The sequence below is a fragment of the Ensifer sp. EB106-03-01-XG145 genome (assembly GCF_058792075.1).
The window spans coordinates 1-18304 of record NZ_JBYTEC010000031.1; the positions used below are offsets into that span (position 1 = coordinate 1).

Annotated in this window: 21 protein-coding genes; 11 read left to right on the forward strand and 10 right to left on the reverse strand. The window is 60.1% G+C overall.

Annotated features, from left to right (window positions below; translation table 11 throughout):
- Positions 1 to 163: 163 nt before the first annotated feature.
- Positions 164 to 607, forward strand: coding sequence for a phosphoribosyl-AMP cyclohydrolase (gene hisI / locus AC3WWH_RS31875; RefSeq protein WP_492377483.1), 444 nt, complete (start codon positions 164 to 166; stop codon positions 605 to 607).
- Here the strand turns inward: hisI and AC3WWH_RS31880 are convergent.
- The 6 genes from AC3WWH_RS31880 to AC3WWH_RS31905 form a co-directional block, all read right to left on the reverse strand.
- Positions 525 to 1691, reverse strand: coding sequence for an adenylate/guanylate cyclase domain-containing protein (locus tag AC3WWH_RS31880; protein WP_492377484.1), 1167 nt, complete (start codon positions 1689 to 1691; stop codon positions 525 to 527). The two genes, hisI and AC3WWH_RS31880, sit on opposite strands and share 83 nt — an antisense overlap.
- Positions 1692 to 2027: 336 nt before the next feature.
- Positions 2028 to 3383, reverse strand: a complete 1356-nt coding sequence (locus tag AC3WWH_RS31885) for a dihydrolipoyl dehydrogenase family protein (RefSeq protein ID WP_492377485.1) — start codon at positions 3381 to 3383, stop codon at positions 2028 to 2030.
- Between the two features lie 131 nt (positions 3384 to 3514).
- Complete coding sequence (locus AC3WWH_RS31890; protein WP_052642507.1) at positions 3515 to 3775, reverse strand: hypothetical protein; 261 nt, start codon at positions 3773 to 3775, stop codon at positions 3515 to 3517.
- Positions 3776 to 3784: 9 nt separating this feature from the next.
- A complete protein-coding gene (gene merA, locus AC3WWH_RS31895) occupies positions 3785 to 5212 on the reverse strand; it encodes a mercury(II) reductase (RefSeq protein ID WP_492377486.1) in 1428 nt (475 codons plus the stop codon).
- A 9-nt stretch (positions 5213 to 5221) separates the two neighbouring features.
- On the reverse strand, positions 5222 to 5440 hold the full coding sequence (locus AC3WWH_RS31900) for a hypothetical protein (RefSeq protein ID WP_492377487.1): 219 nt from the start codon (positions 5438 to 5440) through the stop codon (positions 5222 to 5224).
- A 4-nt stretch (positions 5441 to 5444) separates the two neighbouring features.
- Positions 5445 to 6176, reverse strand: coding sequence for a mercuric transporter MerT family protein (locus AC3WWH_RS31905; protein WP_492377488.1), 732 nt, complete (start codon positions 6174 to 6176; stop codon positions 5445 to 5447).
- A gap of 98 nt (positions 6177 to 6274) precedes the next feature.
- Here AC3WWH_RS31905 and AC3WWH_RS31910 point away from each other — a divergent pair, with 98 nt between their 5' ends.
- Positions 6275 to 6673 carry a MerR family transcriptional regulator gene (locus tag AC3WWH_RS31910; protein WP_492377489.1) on the forward strand — a complete coding sequence of 133 codons (399 nt, stop codon included), beginning with the start codon at positions 6275 to 6277 and terminating at the stop codon, positions 6671 to 6673.
- Positions 6674 to 6881: 208 nt separating this feature from the next.
- Here AC3WWH_RS31910 and traA read toward each other — a convergent pair whose 3' ends face one another.
- A complete protein-coding gene (traA, locus tag AC3WWH_RS31915; RefSeq protein ID WP_492377490.1) occupies positions 6882 to 10535 on the reverse strand; it encodes a Ti-type conjugative transfer relaxase TraA in 3654 nt (1217 codons plus the stop codon).
- Between the two features lie 196 nt (positions 10536 to 10731).
- On the opposite strand from traA, the gene AC3WWH_RS31920 reads away from it, so the two are divergent.
- From AC3WWH_RS31920 to AC3WWH_RS31940, 5 genes are all read left to right on the forward strand, one after another.
- Complete coding sequence (locus AC3WWH_RS31920; protein WP_492377491.1) at positions 10732 to 11040, forward strand: hypothetical protein; 309 nt, start codon at positions 10732 to 10734, stop codon at positions 11038 to 11040.
- A gap of 69 nt (positions 11041 to 11109) precedes the next feature.
- A complete protein-coding gene (locus tag AC3WWH_RS31925) occupies positions 11110 to 11418 on the forward strand; it encodes a mobilization protein (RefSeq protein ID WP_492377492.1) in 309 nt (102 codons plus the stop codon).
- Positions 11415 to 13079: a type IV secretory system conjugative DNA transfer family protein gene (locus AC3WWH_RS31930; RefSeq protein WP_492377493.1), complete on the forward strand. Its 1665-nt coding sequence runs from the start codon at positions 11415 to 11417 to the stop codon at positions 13077 to 13079. The genes AC3WWH_RS31925 and AC3WWH_RS31930 overlap by 4 nt, the downstream gene beginning before the upstream one ends.
- Entirely contained in the window at positions 13076 to 13423 is a 348-nt protein-coding gene (locus AC3WWH_RS31935) for a hypothetical protein (RefSeq protein WP_492377494.1), read from the forward strand. The genes AC3WWH_RS31930 and AC3WWH_RS31935 overlap by 4 nt, the downstream gene beginning before the upstream one ends.
- Before the next feature lie 58 nt (positions 13424 to 13481).
- Complete coding sequence (locus AC3WWH_RS31940; protein ID WP_492377495.1) at positions 13482 to 14366, forward strand: HEPN domain-containing protein; 885 nt, start codon at positions 13482 to 13484, stop codon at positions 14364 to 14366.
- A 108-nt stretch (positions 14367 to 14474) separates the two neighbouring features.
- Here AC3WWH_RS31940 and AC3WWH_RS31945 read toward each other — a convergent pair whose 3' ends face one another.
- Positions 14475 to 14711 carry a helix-turn-helix domain-containing protein gene (locus tag AC3WWH_RS31945; RefSeq protein ID WP_492377496.1) on the reverse strand — a complete coding sequence of 79 codons (237 nt, stop codon included), beginning with the start codon at positions 14709 to 14711 and terminating at the stop codon, positions 14475 to 14477.
- 149 nt (positions 14712 to 14860) lie between these two features.
- On the opposite strand from AC3WWH_RS31945, the gene AC3WWH_RS31950 reads away from it, so the two are divergent.
- The 3 genes from AC3WWH_RS31950 to AC3WWH_RS31960 all read left to right on the forward strand — a co-directional run bounded on the left by AC3WWH_RS31950 (position 14861) and on the right by AC3WWH_RS31960 (position 17368).
- Entirely contained in the window at positions 14861 to 16195 is a 1335-nt protein-coding gene (locus AC3WWH_RS31950) for a hypothetical protein (RefSeq protein ID WP_492377497.1), read from the forward strand.
- A 181-nt stretch (positions 16196 to 16376) separates the two neighbouring features.
- Complete coding sequence (locus AC3WWH_RS31955) at positions 16377 to 17060, forward strand: nucleotide-binding protein (protein ID WP_014341989.1); 684 nt, start codon at positions 16377 to 16379, stop codon at positions 17058 to 17060.
- Entirely contained in the window at positions 17060 to 17368 is a 309-nt protein-coding gene (locus AC3WWH_RS31960) for a hypothetical protein (RefSeq protein WP_492377498.1), read from the forward strand. The genes AC3WWH_RS31955 and AC3WWH_RS31960 overlap by 1 nt, the downstream gene beginning before the upstream one ends.
- Here the strand turns inward: AC3WWH_RS31960 and AC3WWH_RS31965 are convergent.
- Positions 17365 to 17646, reverse strand: a complete 282-nt coding sequence (locus AC3WWH_RS31965) for a type II toxin-antitoxin system RelE/ParE family toxin (protein WP_492377499.1) — start codon at positions 17644 to 17646, stop codon at positions 17365 to 17367. The genes AC3WWH_RS31960 and AC3WWH_RS31965 overlap by 4 nt on opposite strands.
- 4 nt (positions 17647 to 17650) lie before the next feature.
- Positions 17651 to 17884: a hypothetical protein gene (locus AC3WWH_RS31970; protein ID WP_492377500.1), complete on the reverse strand. Its 234-nt coding sequence runs from the start codon at positions 17882 to 17884 to the stop codon at positions 17651 to 17653.
- Between AC3WWH_RS31970 and AC3WWH_RS31975 the strand changes: the two genes are divergently transcribed.
- A complete protein-coding gene (locus AC3WWH_RS31975) occupies positions 17873 to 18133 on the forward strand; it encodes a hypothetical protein (RefSeq protein ID WP_492377501.1) in 261 nt (86 codons plus the stop codon). The two genes, AC3WWH_RS31970 and AC3WWH_RS31975, sit on opposite strands and share 12 nt — an antisense overlap.
- Positions 18134 to 18304: the final 171 nt, after the last annotated feature.

Here is an 18304-nt window from a genome sequence, read left to right on the forward strand (position 1 = left end):
ATGCGCTGGCGCCGGGCTTCATCTCGTCGGGAAGATGCCTCCCCGACATGCACATGTGACGAGCCCAAAGCACGGCCTGGCGGCCGCCAACCACCAACCATCCTTTGAGCCAGCACACTCCAATCGCGAAATACCCCGTACACTCGGAGATATCCCCTTGCCCATGACCACGCCAGCCACGGACCTCGCGGAAACGATCGAGGAAAACTCCACTCTGACGCCGCAATTCAACGCGGATGGGCTCATTCCTGCAATCGCCACGGATGCGGCGAACGGTGCGGTGCTAATGCTGGCGTGGATGAATGCGGAGGCGTTGGAAAAGACCATCGAGACCGGTCAGGCCTGGTATTGGAGCCGGTCCCGCCAATGTCTTTGGCATAAAGGCGCGACGAGCGGGCAAGTCCAGCAGGTCGAGGAACTGCGCGTCGATTGTGACCAGGACGCGGTATGGCTCAAGGTGCGCGTTGGCGGTGACGGCGGATGTTGCCATACCGGTCGGGCGAGTTGCTTCTATCGCCGGATCGTTACGGGGCCGGATCGCCCGACGCTCCGCGGGGTGCCGGAGGCCCCGCTACCGTCTCGTTGCCGCCCTCAGCTGGCGCGGTGAGCGCATGTAGGGTGATCGGCTCGGCAATCCCCCTCAACCAGCGCTGTCCAATAAGGGTGGAATGTTGCGGACGAAAGCGTGCGACGAACGCTTCGGTTCCGAGGTAGTCGGTTTCAAGCACGCGCGTTTCCTCCAGACACCGGGCGGCGGTGTTGACGGGATCACCGATGATGGTGAAGTCCATACGCTCGCTCGAGCCGATGTTGCCATACAGGACCTTCCCGTAATGCAGGCACAGGCCATGCCGTAGCGGTGGCTCATTCCGGCTCGCGCGCGCGCGGTTGAGCGTGTCGAGCCGCTGACGAATGGCGGCGACGGCATCGAGCGGATGCGGCTCGGGCAAGCTGGCGTCATCGACTGGAAAGAACGCCAAAATGGCGTCGCCGATGAATTTGAGCACGTGGCCGCCATTCTGCTCGATCGGGGCGACAAGGCAGTTGAAATAATCGTTGAGGAGACGGACCGTTTCAGAAGGCTCCAAATGCGCGGCGAGCTTGGTGAACTCTCGAAGATCGGCAAACAGAATTGCTGCATCCACCAGCTCCCCATGCCCGGCCAGGATTTTGCCATGCATGACCTCCGTGCTGGTATGCTGGCCGAGATAGGTCCTCAGCGTGATATCGATGTTTTCGAGCGCGACCAGGCGCTCCAGTATCACGGTCAGAAGACCGACCAGCCGCCGAAAACCCTCCAAAGCCATCTCCGGAAAGCCGCTCGGCTGGCGTGTAGCGATGGACAGAGTGTTGACCGTGCCGTCACCAAAGCGCAGCGGAACGATAAGATAGTCGGTAAAGCCGTCAGCCCTAAGTTCGCCGTAGAGGTCGCACCGAAACGCTCGGACCTCCTGAAGGCAAGGAACGCGGAGCTCCGTGCGAGTTGTGTGCACATGATGATCCGGGGAAGCGAGATAGCCCGGTCGGTTCTTCAGACCATGCGGCCAATCGATGACACGAACTCTGTCGTCGTCGGCAAGCCAGAGATAGGTCCGGGCACGGAAGGCCGGATGCAACGGCTGCGCGCTCACAAAGATGCGATAGACGCGAAGCGTCGTCGCGGACAGCAATCGTCCGATATCGCGGATCACCGCACGCGCGTCAGTCGACGAAGCGGCGCTGTCGGAGAGACCGAGTGCGAGGCGACCGAGATGCATGCCCGGTTCGCCGTAGGGTGCTTCGCAGTCACAGACCCGGCGCTTGGTCATGGGCGTAATCCTGCTGGACGGGCAGGGCAAAGACGCTCGACCGTCGGGAATCGCTGACTGGGAGACATTCCTTTGCTCATGCTGTCCTCGATGGTAAGGCCGTTGGCCGTTCGAAACGATCGTGTGTCTGCCGGTGGGGCGCCTCCCAAACTCTGCGCCCCGTCGCGTCGAGCGTTTTCAGAGACGCCCGCAATCGAACTGCCAGCCTTGCCGCTTCAGCTACACCATCGAACTGATGTCCGAGGCATAGCTGGGATAGGCGAAGATGATGCCCTTGATCCTGTTTGCGGTCAGCCCTGCGCCCATAGCCATGGCAAAGAGATTGATTTGTTCCTCCGCTCCGGGGCCGATCAGATGTGCACCAAGAATATGCCCCGTCCCGTTCTCGACCAGAACCTTGTAGGCGCTGTAGCGCGCCCCGACCCGCAGCGACGAATACCAGCCGGCGGTCTTTTCGAACTGCGTGTCAAAGGCCAGCCCCTTGTCGCGTGCTGCGGCTTCGGACAGGCCGACCGAGGCAAGCTGCGGCAGCGTGAAGACAACGCTTGGGATCGGCGGATAAATGACCGCGCGCTCATCCTTTCCTGCGAGCAGGTTCTTTCCTGCAATCCGGCCTTCGTTGGCCGAAACCGGGGTCAGATTAGGCCCGCTGTCGGCACAGTCGCCGGCCGCAAAAATGGCGGGGTTGGTGGTCCGCATGTAGGGGCTGACCTTGATGCCTTTGCGGCCGTATTCCACGCCCGCGGCCTCCAGGTTGAGATGCTCGATGTTGGGCACGCGCCCGGTGGCATGAACCACCAGATCACAATTGATTGCCTGCTTTCCCTCCGGCGTCTCATAGGTAACGGTGAAATCCGACCCGTCTTTCTCGATCTTCAGAACCTTGGCCTCGGTCCGCAGGTCAATCCCCAGATCGGCGGTCGCCTCGGAAAGGATACCGACCAGGTCGGGGTCGAAATTGCCCAGCGGCCGCTCCATCATCTCCAGAACCGTGACTTCCCGCGCCCCTGCGCGTTTGGAGATATGGGCAAATTCCATCGCAATGAATCCGCCGCCGACGAACACGACCCGGTCCGGCCGTTCGGGCAGCTCGAGAAAGTCGGTGCTAGTCGCCAGCAACTCCTCGCCGGGGATATTCAGCGTCATTGGTCGAGCGCCGGTGGCGATATGAAAGTTCCGGGACGACAAGATCTCGCCATTCACCTCGATCTTGTCTCGCCCGGTGAAGCGCGCCTCGCCATGCAACACGGTGATACCGGCTTTCTCCAGGCCGCCCTCGATGCGACCAGGCATCGCGTCGGTGAACGTGCGCTTGAAGGCGATCATGTCCGCCCAATCGACGGATGTCTGTGCTTCCAGCCCCTTGCCGCTCAAGTTGCGGGCCCAGTCAATGCCCTCGGTCACGGCGATCAGCATCTTTTTGGGATCGCAGCCTCGCAATGCACAGGTGCCGCCGAAAGGAAGGGCGTCGATGCTGGCGACCTTCCAGCCAGCGTCAGCGGCCATCCGGGCGACACCATTCCCACCCGTCCCACCTCCGATCACGATCAGATCGAAGCTTTTGTTATCGCTCATGCAATTCTCCTCTCCTAAAAGACTACTTTTCCCCCCTGACAAAAAACCTAACCCCCACAGCAAGGTTTGCAACGCCCTGCCTGCACTACTACCCTTCTCAACATGACATCCGGCGACGCTTTTGAGCAGAACTACTTGCGCCGACCGTATATGGGTTGACCGACGGGGCCTTTGCCGTCGGTCTTGCCATTTGCCCGCGCGCGGTGCCGCCACAAGTAGATTCCGACAATGGCCAAGACGGCCGCTGCCAGCCAGAAGTAGCCGCCGCCGACCAGCCAACTGGCAAGGCCGGCAAAGCTGATCGCGCCTGTTGCTGCCAGTACAATCGCGCCGCAGCAGACGATCTTAGCCGCGAGCAATCCCGCAAGACCGTATCCGTTCGAAGGTTCCATCGAAGCCTCCTATCCGGCGCAGCATGACAGCTTCGCCACGTCCTTGCCGAAGCCCTGCGCCGCCAATTTCAACCCTTCGACCGTGGTGAGATAAGGGAAGATCGTCTCGCCGAGCGCCTTCGCCGTCATGCCGTGCTTTATGGCCAAAACCATCGTCTGGATGCTGTCGGCGCCCTCAGGCGCGAGGATCTGTCCACCAAGCAATCGGTCGCTTTTGGTGTCGGCAACAAGTTTGATAAGGCCGCGCGTGTCTCGCGCGGCCAGCGCCCTCGGCACCTGGTCAAGAGATACGATCGAAGTCTTGGTCTCGAAGCCGGCGTCGCGAGCCGCCTGTTCGGTCAGGCCGACGCCCGCGACCTGCGGATCGGTGAACGTCACCCACGGCATGGCCGCATTGTCATAGACAAGGCTGTCACCGTTCAGTGCGTTTTGGGCAGCGAGCTTGGCGCCATAGGCTGCCATATAGACGAACTGGTCGCGACCGGTGACATCGCCTGCCGCATAGACGCCAGGCTTTGAGGTGCGCATCCGCTCATCAACCAAGACGCCGCCATTGCCGCATAGCTTAACTCCCGCCTCGGCAAGGCCAAGACCGCCGGTGTTCGGGGACCGCCCAGTGGTCAAAAGCACCTGCTCGGCCGCGATCACTTCGTCCGCTCCGTCGATGGCGACCGTCAGTTCGACACCGCGGTCCGTGGGCGCTATCCGGCGATAGGAGAGGCCGGTCAGTACGGTAATGCCCTCGTCGCGAAGATAACCGGTCAATGCTGCGGAGATTTCCGGCTCGGCTTCCGGCAACAGGCGGCGGCGGGTTACAAGTGTCACTTCCGCCCCGGCACGGGCGAACATCTGCGCCAGTTCACAGCCGATATAGCCACCGCCGATCACCAGCAGCGAACGCGGCAGCTCGGAAAGCTCGAGCGCGGTCGTGCTGGTGAGGTAAGGCACATCCCCAATGCCGGGAATGTCCGGCAGGGCCGGCGATGATCCGGTAGCAATGATGATCTTGCCAGCCATGATCGGATCGCCGTTCACAATCACGCCCTGCCCATTCAGGCGCGCTTTCCCTTCCAGATAGGCGACGCCGTTGTATTGCGGCAGAAGGTCGACATATTTCTTCTGCCTGAGCGTGGTCACCAGGTCGTCCTTGGCGGCGACCAAACGGCCCCAGTCAGCGACGTTGGCTTCCCCGGCAAGACCGGGAAAGCGATGCGCGGCGCGTGCACCATGCAGCGCCTCGGCAGCGCGGATCATCGTCTTCGACGGTACGCAGCCGACATTGACACAGGTGCCGCCGATCGTGCCGTGGCCGATCAGGGCGACATTCGCCCCCTGCTCAGAGGCCGTGATTGCGGCCGAGAACCCGGCCGAACCGGCACCGATCACCGCAAGATCGTAGCGGCCATTGCCTTTTTGGGGCGCACAGCAGTCAGACATGAAAATCTCCTAATGTTTCCTGGTATCGATGTGTGAACGATGCCGCCACAGCAGGTAACCGGCTGCAGCAGCGATGATGATGAGAATTGGCGCCAGACCGTAGACCGCTGTTGTGAGCGCTCCCACGCCGATCACACCTGCCGCCACCAGCAGGATCGGCGCCAGACAGCACAGCGCCGCGATCAAGACGCCAGCCACTCCGACGCCAAGCATGGACCGGTCAGGCACCGACTCAACTCCCGATCGGGTTGGCAGGATAGCCAACATTGGTGGAAGCAGCGGCAATGGCCGCGACCGTCGCGGCAGACGGGTCATAGACAACCGTCGCCGTCTGGGCCTCGAAATCCACCCTGACCGACTTCACGCCCGTAACGCCTTCCACGGCCTTGCGCACGGTGATCGGACAGAGGGCACAATACATGTTCTCGATTGCGAAGGTCTGCGTCAGTTCCTTGACGGTGGCCAGTTCCGACGCGGATTGGGCAAACGCCGGAGCGGTTACCGGCAGCGCAATTGTACCACTGAGGCCAAGAGCCGCCGCCGCGACCAAGCGTTTCGACAGGTGTTTCACGTGGTTATCTCCTTGTTTCAATAGAACAGCGGCGCCCACCAGCCGATGGTGCTGGCAAGCACGATCAGGAACGTTGCCAGCCAAAGCGCGGTCTTGGTAATGATGGCGGAGCGCGGGCGGGCGCAATAGGAACTCGGCTCGCACGCGGCTTTGGGCTTTAAAATAGACCTGCCAGAAGCCAAACCCGAGCGGCACGAGCGTCGCCGCCGCGATATAGGGCTTATAGGGTTCGAGCATCGTCAGGCTGCCGATCCACGCGCCCGACACACCAAGTGTCACCAGGAGCAGCGGGACGATGCAACAGGCCGATGTCAGAAATGCGCCGATAATGCTTATCGCTGCCAGCCCGCCCTCGCGCCGATCCGGATCGGCGGCCGCTTTCGAAGAATTCAATGTCTCGCTGCCAATTTTTGTTCATCGCAAACCATTCTCGGTTTCTAAATGACAACATAGCCCCTGTAGTGAGTGCAGACTCAAGAGGTATTTTTGCCATGAATTCTCTTCTTTCCGCCAAGGGTCTGCAGCGCCACCAATTGGCCCGTGCGACCGGCTGCCATCTGGAGACCATCCGCTATTACGAGAAGATCGGCCTGCTGCCCGACCCGCCGCGCAGCGCAAGCGGTTATCGCATCTATGACGAAACCGACGTCCGCCGCCTGCTCTTCATCCTCAGGGCGCGCGAACTCGGCTTTGGCATCGACGAGGTCCGCGGCCTGCTTCATCTTGTCGATTGCAGAAGCCAGACCTGCGCGGAGGTGCAGCGCCGGACCGAACCGCATCTAGCCGAGGTTCGCGCCAAGATTGCCGACCTCCAGCGCATTGAAGCGGTGCTCGTCACAATGATCTCGCAATGCTCTGGTGAAGACGTGCCGGAAATGCCCGATCCTTGAAGCGCTCGCCGCTTGACGAGAGGGTTCGCTGTAGGGACGCTCATCGCTCGCTGAGCGCCCCCGCACAGATCCGTACGTGCGGAATTCCCGCAGCTCTGTCACCTTGTCGGCCCAACCATCGATCGGCAACCGCTCGGCACATGCTCTATCGCCAGCACGTAAATCCGGTCCTCGGCCGGTCTCATAGTGTTCGCGACCATGATCCCGCCTATCGGCTCAATCCAAGCCCCTGCGACCGGGTGAGTTGCTGTTTCAGGGTATGGTCATGGGTCAGCTCGGCCATGCGCGTGCGTTCCACCATGCGGGCAATGGTCTTGATCTGCTCGGCCAGATTTGCAAGCTCCGGGCGTTGCTCGAGCTCTTTGGCGAAGTTACGAGGATCGGAATGGCCGAACCGTTGCGTGAGCGCATTGGCAACCCGCTTGGCTTCTTCAAGTGCGGCCTGACCGTCAGGAGTCAATCGTAGCTCACCGATGAACTGACCGCGTTTCTCGGTCGGCGTCTTTTCGACTTGGGCGATGATTTCGGCGCTACGCGGCGAGAGGCCGGGAACCTCGACCGTATCGCGTTTTTCGCGCTGCCACTGCTCCGATTTCCGCTCCTCCCCTAGACGCCACTCCCACCCTTCAGCAGAACTGCCGATGTGCGCCGCAACCGCTTTCGCATAATGCAGGGCGGCTTTCCGCTCCCTATTGTCACCAAGCAGGCCAGATTTGCCGCGAAGGTCTCCGAACCGCTCGGGCTGCTCGGTCATGGTCTTCGCTATCACGTTGCCGTTGCCTTCCTTCTCGATGATGGCAGCCTTCAGCCGGCTGGAGACCTCGGCCGGATCGCGGAAGACACGCCGTGCCACCGACTCCACGGCTTCAAATCGCTGCTCGAATACCTGCATCGCCTTTTCGCGGGCAACATCCTCGATGCTGCGATCATGGCGCGTGATCGCCGGCACAAGTGGCTCGGGCTTCTCGGCAAGCCGCTGGCGCTGTCGATCGCCGCCAAGATCCCGCCCGGGATTATCCTGGGTAGTATCTTCGCGACCGCGCTCAGGGCCGGCCCGCAATCGAAGTCGCTCATCATGAACGCCTGTCTCGACCGCAAGCCGGTCCTGATTCTCCAGTGCGAGATGGGCCGCAGGGGAGCGTTGATCCTGACGCTGCATTGCAGCACGATCAACCTCGATCTCGCTACTGACGCCGAAACGCTCCGCGATTCCCCGCCGCTCGGCAAAATCCCTGACATAATCCAGCGTGGTTTCCTTCGCGCCAGAACGCGACAGGCGGCTTTCGAGTTGCTGGTAAGCCAGCTCGCCGCCCTCCACGACGCGCCAGGAATTGCGCTCGGTCTGCGTTCCGTCCGGAAGCGTGACGAAAGTGGCCCCTTCATGCTGCAGACCGATCCTGTCTCCGATCGCGGGCTGAGCTGCCTGCAGGGCGCGCTTGAGATCGACGCCCCACACCGTGCGCTGACCGCCCTTGTCATCTTCCAGGGTCACGAAATAGCTCTCGCGCGCCTCCGGATTGTGCTCATAGGGGGCGGCCCCATGCTCCACGAGGCGGCCGGCATTGGTGAACTCGTCTTGCGCCGCATAGAGCTGCGCGCCGTCGCGATGCCGGGTCATGGCGACATAGGTTAGATGCCGGTCCATGGTGGTGGACGCCAACACATATGCGCGATCGACCGTCGCCCCCTGGTTCTTGTGGATGGTCGTCGCATAGCCGTGGTCGATCGCCTGATAGGAATCCATCGGAATACTGACGCTATCGCCACCTCGGCCGTCGAGCAGCACTTTGATCCTGGGGCCGGCACCCGGTCTTCCGGCCTCGACATGCTCCACGGTGCCAAGCATGCCGTTTTTCACGCCCAGGTCGCGGCTGTTCTCAAGGAACACGATCCGGTCGCCCGGTGCAAACTCCCGCTTGCCGTCATTGGTTTGGAAAGACAGTTCCCCCGCTTCGTCGCCCTTGGCGAGTGCTCCCCGTTCCTGAAGCTCGGAACGAATAGCGGCATTGAGCGCCCGTACATCGGCACGGCGATGCGCCATGGCAACCCGGGTTCCGTCCGGACGCTGCTCGCGATCGGTAAGGTAATCCCGCACAATCTCGGCCCGCGCCTCGCCCTGGCCGGCCGCAAAATGAATGTCGCCATGATCCCGATAGGCAGCCAACCCCTCGGCCGTCTTGTGAGTCGCGAAGGAAACCGACGCCTCCCGCTGCCAGTCCTGGCGCTGGCGGCGAATGTCGGAAAGCCCGGCATGACCGATCTGCTCGGCAATGGCCCTGAACGGTGCGCCGGCCCCGATCGCCTGTAGCTGCTCATGATCCCCGACAAGAACAATCTTCGCCCCACGCTGCTCGGCTTCTCCGATGAAGCGGGCGAGCTGCCGGCTTCCCACCATGCCGGCCTCGTCGATCACAAACACGTCGCCGCGGCCGATCGTGTTGCGATCGTTATCCCAACCTCGGGACCACGATGCCAGAGTCCGACTTTGGATGCCGGAAGATTCCTCCAGCCCCTCGGCCGCCTTCCCGGCCAACGCCGCCCCATGCACCTTGTAGCCCTGCGCCTCCCACGCCTCGCGCGCCGCTGCAAGCATGGTGGACTTGCCGGCGCCGGCAAAGCCAATGACAGCGGCGATCCGTTCCGGCCCGGTGATATGTTCGATCGCCCGCCGCTGCTCGTCCGAAAGACCCGCCTCTATCCGTTTTCCGCCGAAATCTTTTTCACCATCCCCATTTCCTGGGGATAGGCTTGCAGCCATGGTTGAGCGGATCGCCTCGTCCTGCCTCCCTACCGCTTGCTCGACATGATGACGCGCAACGCCATGGCTTCGGGCATTCCCCATCCTCACAGCCCGCTCGGCCATGGCGCTTTCGACCTCGACCATTTCCCGCGTCGAATAGCGCGCCTTCGAAACCTCGCCCGTGTCCTGATCGACGCACTCGGCCTGAAGCTGCACCAGCGCCGGCGAGGCCATGACAGCCGCAAACGCATTCTGATACGCCTGCGCGTCATCGTTGATATAGCGATGCAAAGTCTTGGCGATGTCGTGCCGGTCGAACACGCTTTTCTCATTGGTAATGAGGGTCAGAACCTGTTCCGGCTTTTCCCGGATCAGCTCGGCATTGCGCTTCGCCGCCTCACCGTCCAGCCGCGCCCGATCAACCTCCATGCCCTTGCGCTCCATCTGCGAGGCATGCACCCCCATATGCTCGGTCGGCGAAAGCTCAAGTCCGCGTTCCGCATGCGAGCGATGATCGATCCGGATATCCAGTCCCTCACGCTGAAGCTGGCTATTGGCGATGCTCTCCCATGATTGCCTGATGTCGCGGAGCTGCATGTCGGTCGTCGGCATGCCATTCGACAACAGCCGCGCATTCTTGTGCTCAAGATAGGTTTTCTCGCCCAGGCCGAATTCACCAACCTGCCGCGTCGTCATCATCACATGCGCATGGTAGTTCCGGATGTCACCCTGCTCATGTGGCGCATGGATTGCAAAATCCACCACTGCGCCATAGCGGTTCGCCAAATCCTGCGCGAAGATTCGCGCCGCCTCCAACCGCCTCTCCGCCGATAGTTCATGCGGAAGGGCAATCTCGAATTCGCGGGCGACACGGGCGTCTTTGCGATTTTCGGCAAACTCGGCCGCATTCCACAAAGCCGAACGATCCAGAGCCCAATCCGCCGAAACGCCTTCCGGCAGCACGATCTCAGAATGCTCTATGCCCTCTTTGCGGGTGAAGTCATGCACAAGGCCATCGCGCTCATTGGTCAAGCGAACTGCACAACGGTAAGCCGCTGATGCCACAGCGCTACGGCCAGAAGACCGCGAAATAGGCTTTGCGCTGAGATGGTAGATCGCCAAACACGCATTCTCCGAACTCAAAGGAGGATATCAAGCACTGACTTGCGCAGCAAGTCGTAAGTGCGCCCTTTGTAAATTCGTTCGCTACGCTCTCTGCATTTCCGGTATGCGCTTCGCGCTCAGTGAAATTAGGCATTGCGTCGATTGAATTCTCGATGTCAAATTTATGAATGGAACGTTAAGACAAGGAAATATAATGCGTACCTTCATCGAAAGAATAATGCTCACAATTATCATTGCAGCTGCTATTGCGATTGGTTTCTGGTCTTATCCGCACTTGAAAAGCATGCCATGGATCGATCATCCAGGGTCGCTAGCAATCTGGGCTTCGGTGTTGTCACTGATGGCTATGGTCTCGGTCGCTTCGGTCTGTCAGATTGGGCTGGAACGCTTCAGCACAATGCTAAGAACGGGACAAATCAACGGCGCGACTATCAGTACGGTTTTCACGGTGATCGGAGCAATCGCTTCCGCTATCGGCGCTTGGGTCGCCGTGCGGGGCTAAGCAGCGCACGGATCGGCTGCGGGTGCAGCCGATCCGCTTGAAGAATGGAATTTAACGGAGAGATCTGCGATGGCGAAAAAGACGATCGAACAACGCTTGGCCGAACTGGATGCACAGCGATCGGCGCTAAAGGCGCGGCTCGGCAAACAGGAACGCGCCAACGATACCCGGCGAAAGGTGCTACTAGGCGCACTCGTCCTGCATCGCCTGGAAAACGCCAACGATCCGGAATTCACCAAGCGCCTGGGCGACTGGTTGCGCCGCGAACTGCCCGGCTTCCTCACTCGCGACAATGACAAGGCGCTCTTTGCCGATTTGCTCGGGACAGCGCCGGCCGGCGCAGCGGAGAACAGCAGCAGCACGGAGGCCGCCTCATGATCCAGACCAGACTTGCATGGGCCGCGTTCAAGAACATGATGCAGGCCGCCGCGCGTGATCCCCTATGGGCTTTCGTCGCTCTTTTGTCAGCGCCGTTCCGAATCTGGAAGCCCCTCCTCGGCGTTCTGTTTTTTCTCATCATCGCACTATTCGTGGTCGGCTTCGGTGGCCGGTTCTTCCTCCAGCAAATGGGCTTCGGTCCCGGCAGCATTCCGTTCGTCGCGCTCGATCTCGTCACGCTGCTGGTGTTGGCCGCACTCGCCTTCCGCTTCATCACCAATCCTCTGATCGTCCATTTCGGGGACATGGCCGACGACACCCACGGCTCGGCCCGCTTCGCCACCCACAAGGAAGTTGCTCCCCTCTCCCAATCCGAGTCCGGCCTGCTGATCGGCCGCAACGGCAAGACCGGAAAGATCATGCGCTATGACGGCCCGGCCCATCTGCTCACCATGGCGCCGACGCGCACCGGCAAGGGCGTGGGAACCATCATTCCCAACCTGCTCACCGCCGACCGCTCCGTGATCTGCATCGACCCCAAGGGAGAGAATGCCAGGATCTCCGGCCGCGCTCGCCAGTCTTTCGGTCCGGTCCATGTCCTCGATCCCTTCGGCGTCACCGGCATGCCCTCGGCCGCGTTCAATCCGCTCGACACCCTCGACCCAGCCGGCCTCGATGTCGCGGAAGACGCCAGCACCCTGGCCGACGCCCTCGTGTTCGACGAACCGGGCATGGCCGGTGAGGCCCATTGGAACGAGGAAGCGAAGGCCCTCGTCGGCGGCCTGATCCTCAAAATCGTTGCCGTCGAGTCTCCGAGCCGCCGTCACCTCGGCACGCTCCGCGAATATCTCACCCTCGCGCCCGAACGCTTCGCCGCCCTGATGAAGCGCATGCAGGATATGGACGAGGCCGGTGGGCTGATTGCCAGAGCGGCGAACCGCCACCTCGGCAAGTCCGATCGCGAAGCCGCCGGCGTTCTCTCCGCTGCGCAACGCCATACCCATTTCCTCGACAGTCCGCGCATGACGGCAGTTCTCGGCCGTTCGGATTTCCGCTTTGCCGATCTCAAGCGCCGCAACGTGTCGGTGTTCCTCGTCCTGCCGCCCGATCGGCTCTCGACCTATTCGCGCTGGCTGCGTCTGCTCGTTACGCAAAGCCTGCTCGACATGGCGCGCGATCCGGTGAAGCCGGAAATGCCCGTCCTCTACCTGCTGGATGAATTCGCATCTCTCGGCCACCTGGCCCCCGTCGAACGCGCCATGGGCCTCATGGCCGGCTACGGCGTCCAGCTCTGGCCCATCCTGCAGGACGTCCACCAGCTCCGCGCCACATATGGGCAGCGTGCCGGCACCTTCCTCTCAAACGCCGGCGTACTGCAGGTGTTCGGCGTCAACGATCACGACAGCGCCCGCCTCGTCTCCGATCTGCTCGGGCAAGAGACCGTCGTATTCCAGACCATGGCTCGCGCCCTCGATTCCGAAAAGTCTGGCATCTCCTACAGCCAGCAACACACCGCTCGCCCATTGCTCACACCGGACGAGGTTCGCAATCTGCCGCAACACGGCCAATTGCTATTCCTCGCCGGGCAACGGCCGATCGTCGCCGGCAAGCTCGCCTATTATGCTGATCCGGAGTTCAAAGGGGCGTTCGATCCGGCATGAATGATGAAGATGAAACCGAAGCTATGGGAAAAACACTGATCTGGACCATCGGCATGGTCACCCAAAGCGGGCCGGAGGAGCGCCAACGTATCGCTTTGGCCTACAGGCAAGCCCAGGAACTGGCAGCCAGAATCCCGAAGGACAATGGCGATGCCCGTATCGTCGCCTGCTTCGAGCGCTCAGATGCCTACAGAGCGGCAGACGACATAGCCTGCGTCGGTTGGATACTGACGGCTTTGCAGGAGCGGGTGAATGAACGAGACCTCCCCGATTGGCGAAAGCTCCGCAAGGTCATAAACAACACCGTGAAAATGCTACCCTTGCCCAAACCGACGGTGCATTGAAGGGCCACGCCATGAGAACGACCAGCTCGCCCATCTGCCCGACCACAAGCGCCGCGAATTGCAACGCGCGGCGCAAATCCTGTTCGATGAATTCGAGGATGCCCTGAAAACCAAGCTCTCCGACAAGGGAAAGCGCGGCCGCATCCTCAAGCTCATCCTGTTCGGCTCCCATGCGCGCGGCGATTGGGTCGAGGATCGCAAGAGCGGCTATCGCTCCGACTATGACCTTCTCGTCGTCGTCAATTACGAGAGCTTTGGCGAGCAGCACGAATCCTGGGAAAAGGCGGCGGAACGCTTCTTGCAGGAACTGGCCATCACCCGCAGGCTCTCCACGCCGGTCAATTTCATCGTCCACACCTATCAGGACCTCAACGACCAACTCACCCAAGGCCGCCCCTTCTTCGTCGACATCGCCCGCGACGGGATCGTGCTCTATGAAGCCCCCGGCTATCCCCTGGCCTCTCCCAAGACCCTCGCTCCCGATGAAGCCCGCGCCGAGGCACGGCGACATTTCGACCACTGGTTTCCGAGTGCGGAGCGCTTCCTGAAACTTGCGACGGTCGCAATCGGTGACGACTTCCGAAACGAAGCGGCATTCCTGCTGCATCAATCCGCCGAACGGCTCTACCATTGCACCTTGCTTGTGGTGGCGCTCTACAGCCCCAAATCCCATCGGCTGACCTTCCTACGATCCCAGGCCGAGCGCATCGCCCCGCAGCTCATCGACGTGTGGCCGCGCGAAAGCCGTTTCGCCAAGCGCTGCTTTACCCGCCTCGATCGCGCCTATGTCGATGCCCGCTATTCGCCGCACTACGAAATCACCGACGAGGAACTGGCCTGGCTCATCGAGCGTGTGAGAGCCCTGCAGGAAACCGTCGCCGCGATCCACCGAATATCCCGACCCGAAACGGCTGTAGCCAAAGAAAACCGGTCCCGGCACTGACGCACCGGGGCAATGTCACTGGCGGCCCTCCGGCTCTCTACAGCTCAATCGAAAGAGCGTTCGCCTCCGGTCGGAGCGACTGCGTCGCATGTCCGCCAAGTCATCTTTTTAATTTCGCGACGCAGGTTTCTTCAAGCGTATGCCAGGACCATCCCCGTTTTCAGGGATGAAAATTATACCGGCGTTTTCCAACACAAGGCGGAGATCGTCGATTGTCGACTGTTTAAGTTCCTTGCCTGTTTCAAAACGGACAATCGTGTTGGTGGACATTTTTGCCAGTTCCGCGAGTTCCGCGATCTTTAAGCCAAGAGCTGCACGCGCCATCCGACACTGAACTGGTAACATGTAAAATCGCCTATTACAGGCGAATTTGATTGATCCGCCCTGATTTCATACCTAGAATATGCCGATCTGCCTTGTTGCAGACGGCCGAGCAAATCGTTGCAACCGATCCGCTCGACCTAACCACAACCTAGCTATCTGGAGCTTGGATCATGGCTGATTCTGAGAATAGCAGAACTTTACCCTCAATTACTCGCCGCAATATCTTATCAGCTGCGGTGATATCCCTGCCGGCCTTGGCTGCGAGCCCTTCCCTTGGCGCGCCTTTCAACGATCTGGCTGGCAAACGCACCGATGATCCGACGTTATTACTCTGGCGCGAATGGGTGACGGCACATGAAAGCTATGTAAAGGCGTACCATCTGCAGTGGGACCTTGGAACAAAGCTATACGGCTTGACCGATGGTCACGAAATAGAAATCCATCTTCCCTCTCAGAGGGCGACGTTCTGCGCCTCTACTGCCGAAGAGATTGACGATTTTCTCGGCGGACGGCCGGAGATGGCGGAGGCCTACGCGGCAGCTAGGGACCGGTTAGCTGCGCGGCACCTCGAATGGGACGAAGCAGATGAACGCATAGGCTACAGTCTCGCCGTCGGAATGGAAAAAGAGGCGTGCGACCTCCGCTTGAAACTAGCTAAAGCTCTTTGGAACACGCCTGCGCAGTCGGTCACCGGTGCTGCCGCAAAGCTTCATTCCTTCATCGAAATGAAAACGCCTGTCGCCGCATGGCGAAAAGGCTTGCATCCAGCGCTGCGCCGCTTGAAGAACCTTCATGGCCGGAGCTCCGTTCCATCCTTGCCGATCTCAAGCAAGTTGATGGGGGACCGGATCGTGGTTGATTCTAGGAATATTGAAACTTCGTCATCAATCACGCGCCGAAACCTGCTGTCAGTCGCCGTGACGTCTCTGACAGCCTCGGCCGCACCACCCCCGTCGGACATGGCTACCTCTGATTCAGATGGAGCCCATAGTGACCCTGCAATATTGCTTTGGCGAGAATGGAGCGCAGCCCACAGATGCCGGTATGTACTATGCCTCCGGCAACAGAAGCTCGAAACCAAGCTGCTGACAATGATTGGCAGCTTCCCGCAGGTGGAACTTCGAATTCCCGGCAAAAACGGAACAGTCTCCGTGACCACCAACAAGGAGATAGATCGCTTGCTGTCCGGAACTGAAATGAGCGGATCCAGGAAGCAGGCTAAGGCCGAGTTGTCGGCTCGTCGTAGGGCATGGAAGGCTGCTGATGCGCAGATTGGATATACCCTCGCCTATAAAGCGGAAACGGAGATGGTGGACACGGAAGCGACATTGGTTGAGGCTTTATGGAGCACACCCGCTCAGTCGATCGCCGGCGTCACCGCCAAATTGCACTCTGTCATCGAGACGCAGGATCCAGGCGCGTGTCTGTCGGAAACGCCATGGCCGGAACTGCGCTTAATTCTGGCCGATCTTCTCAAGATTGACACCAGTCGGCCCCGGCGCTAGCGCGTCGTGGCCGCTACCTCTCAAAATCGATCGCCACTAACATTCCGATTCAGATATCTATTGTGATATCTTTTTTGATAGCCATCATATAGCAAGCATGTTTGATATCATTCATGCTTGCATTCAGAAAGCGTTCATGATTGCATGCTAGAAGTCTCCTAAGTTACCGAGGAGTATTTCGATGCCCGTGATATGCGCAGCCAACCCAAAAGGCGGAGCTGGAAAATCGACAACCATCCTGTCAGTCGCATCGACCCTTGCTCAGCAAGGGGGGTCCGTTGTGATCATCGACGCAGACCCGAATAAACCGATCACAGATTGGCGATCTGGAGAAAGTAAGCTTCCAATCAAGGTTGTCAGCGATGCCACGGAAGCGAATATCCGAGACTTGATCAACACCGCGGCTGCGGAAGCGCAGTTTGTGTTCGTAGATCTTGAAGGAACGGCCAGCCGCCTTGCATCCAGGGCAATTATTCGGGCAGACCTTACACTTATCCCTCTCGGAGGAAGCGCACTGGATGCGAAGCAAGCTGCGCGCGCTGTCGGCCTGGTTCGAGAGAGCGAAGAGGACATCGGGCGGCGGTTAAACTTCACACTTGCATTCAACCGAACCAGCCCGCCGCCATTTACCCGGCGGATCGAGCGAGAAATCTCGGATCAGATGCGAACGAATGATCTTCCGGTATTGAATACACATCTCTACAGGCGTGAGGCCTATAACGCGATGTTCATGGAGCGCCTGAGCCTCTTCGAACTAGACCCGCTTAAGGTCAATGGCCTTGATGCGGCTGTAGAAAACGCAATCCAGCTCACGGCAGAAATTCTGGAACTGTTGCGATCGAGTTCGACGGAGAGGGCTGCCTGATGTCAAGCGATCTCGGATTTGGGAAAACAAACAAGCTGGATTTATCGGGCTTTGCCCCGCGACAGGCGGAGAAGACCGATACGATGAAGGAACAGCAAGCAGCCGATCGCGCAGCCGACCGGGCCGGCTTTCAAAGTCGGGAACCAGTCCAACGCATAAAGCGCGTGCGAAAAGCAAGCGAACCGCTAGATCAAGCGTTTGTTCGGGCGCCGATAGACGTCATCAACCGCTTCAAGCAATATTGCAACGAGACTGGCTTTTCCTACGGTGAAGCCCTGGACGAGCTGATGCGCAAAGCCGGGATCTAGTTCTCAGGCGGCCATTGCTGCGCGCCATGCAGGACGTGAATTACCTCGACGTCGTCGGAAAGCAGATAGACGACTATATACGGCGTTCCGGACACCACCAGTTCCCTTGTTTCCGGCATTCGTCCAATGCGGCCGGAGCGAGGAAAATCACGCAACCGTTCGACCTGGCGCTCGATTTCATCCCATATATCGAGAGCTGCCGAAGGATTGTCCAAGGCAATGTGATCAACGATCCGGTCGAGATCGATGGCATAAGAGTCACGCCTGATGATCCGCATCTATTCAACGATCCTGCGCGCCGATACGACGCTGTAGGCCGGCCCGCTTCAGCCGCGACTTTTCCGCCCATTCTTCCTCGGGGATTGCACGGTTCGAGCCATCCTCAATACCATCCATCGCCTTTCGCACCTGGCTTCGGAACCAGGCGTCGTGTTCGCCGGCCTCATGTAGCTGGCGCTGGCGTTCCGCCGTGTCGGGCCGCCTCCGCTCTACGGCGGCCGGATCATGTTCGGTCATGTCGATTTCGAACCGCGCAAGCCCGAGCTCGTCGCGAACATAAGCGGCGGCCGTGTTCAGATTCCGCCAAATGCGCATCCGGCGGGACCTTTGAGCGGCAACCGCTCTTTCATTCGCCCCATATTTTACAAGAACCGCAAAGCCGCCCGGCTGGCCAAAAACGACGGCGCCATTGAGTGCGTGAGCGATCGCGAGGCTTTTGACGGCTTTGCCATCGATAGTATCCGGCTGCATGGCAATCCCTTCTGATAAAATCGATGCGTTTATCTAATATTTGCACAACTCCGCCATTCTGGCAACGGCTTTACCCCCTTCTTCATTCAAAAGCCCGTACTGGACTCTCCGCGTTCGCGGATGTTGCGATTTTTGCTATGATGGTGCCCCGCCGGCCCGCACTTCGCGCGGGTCGGAACCGCCGCA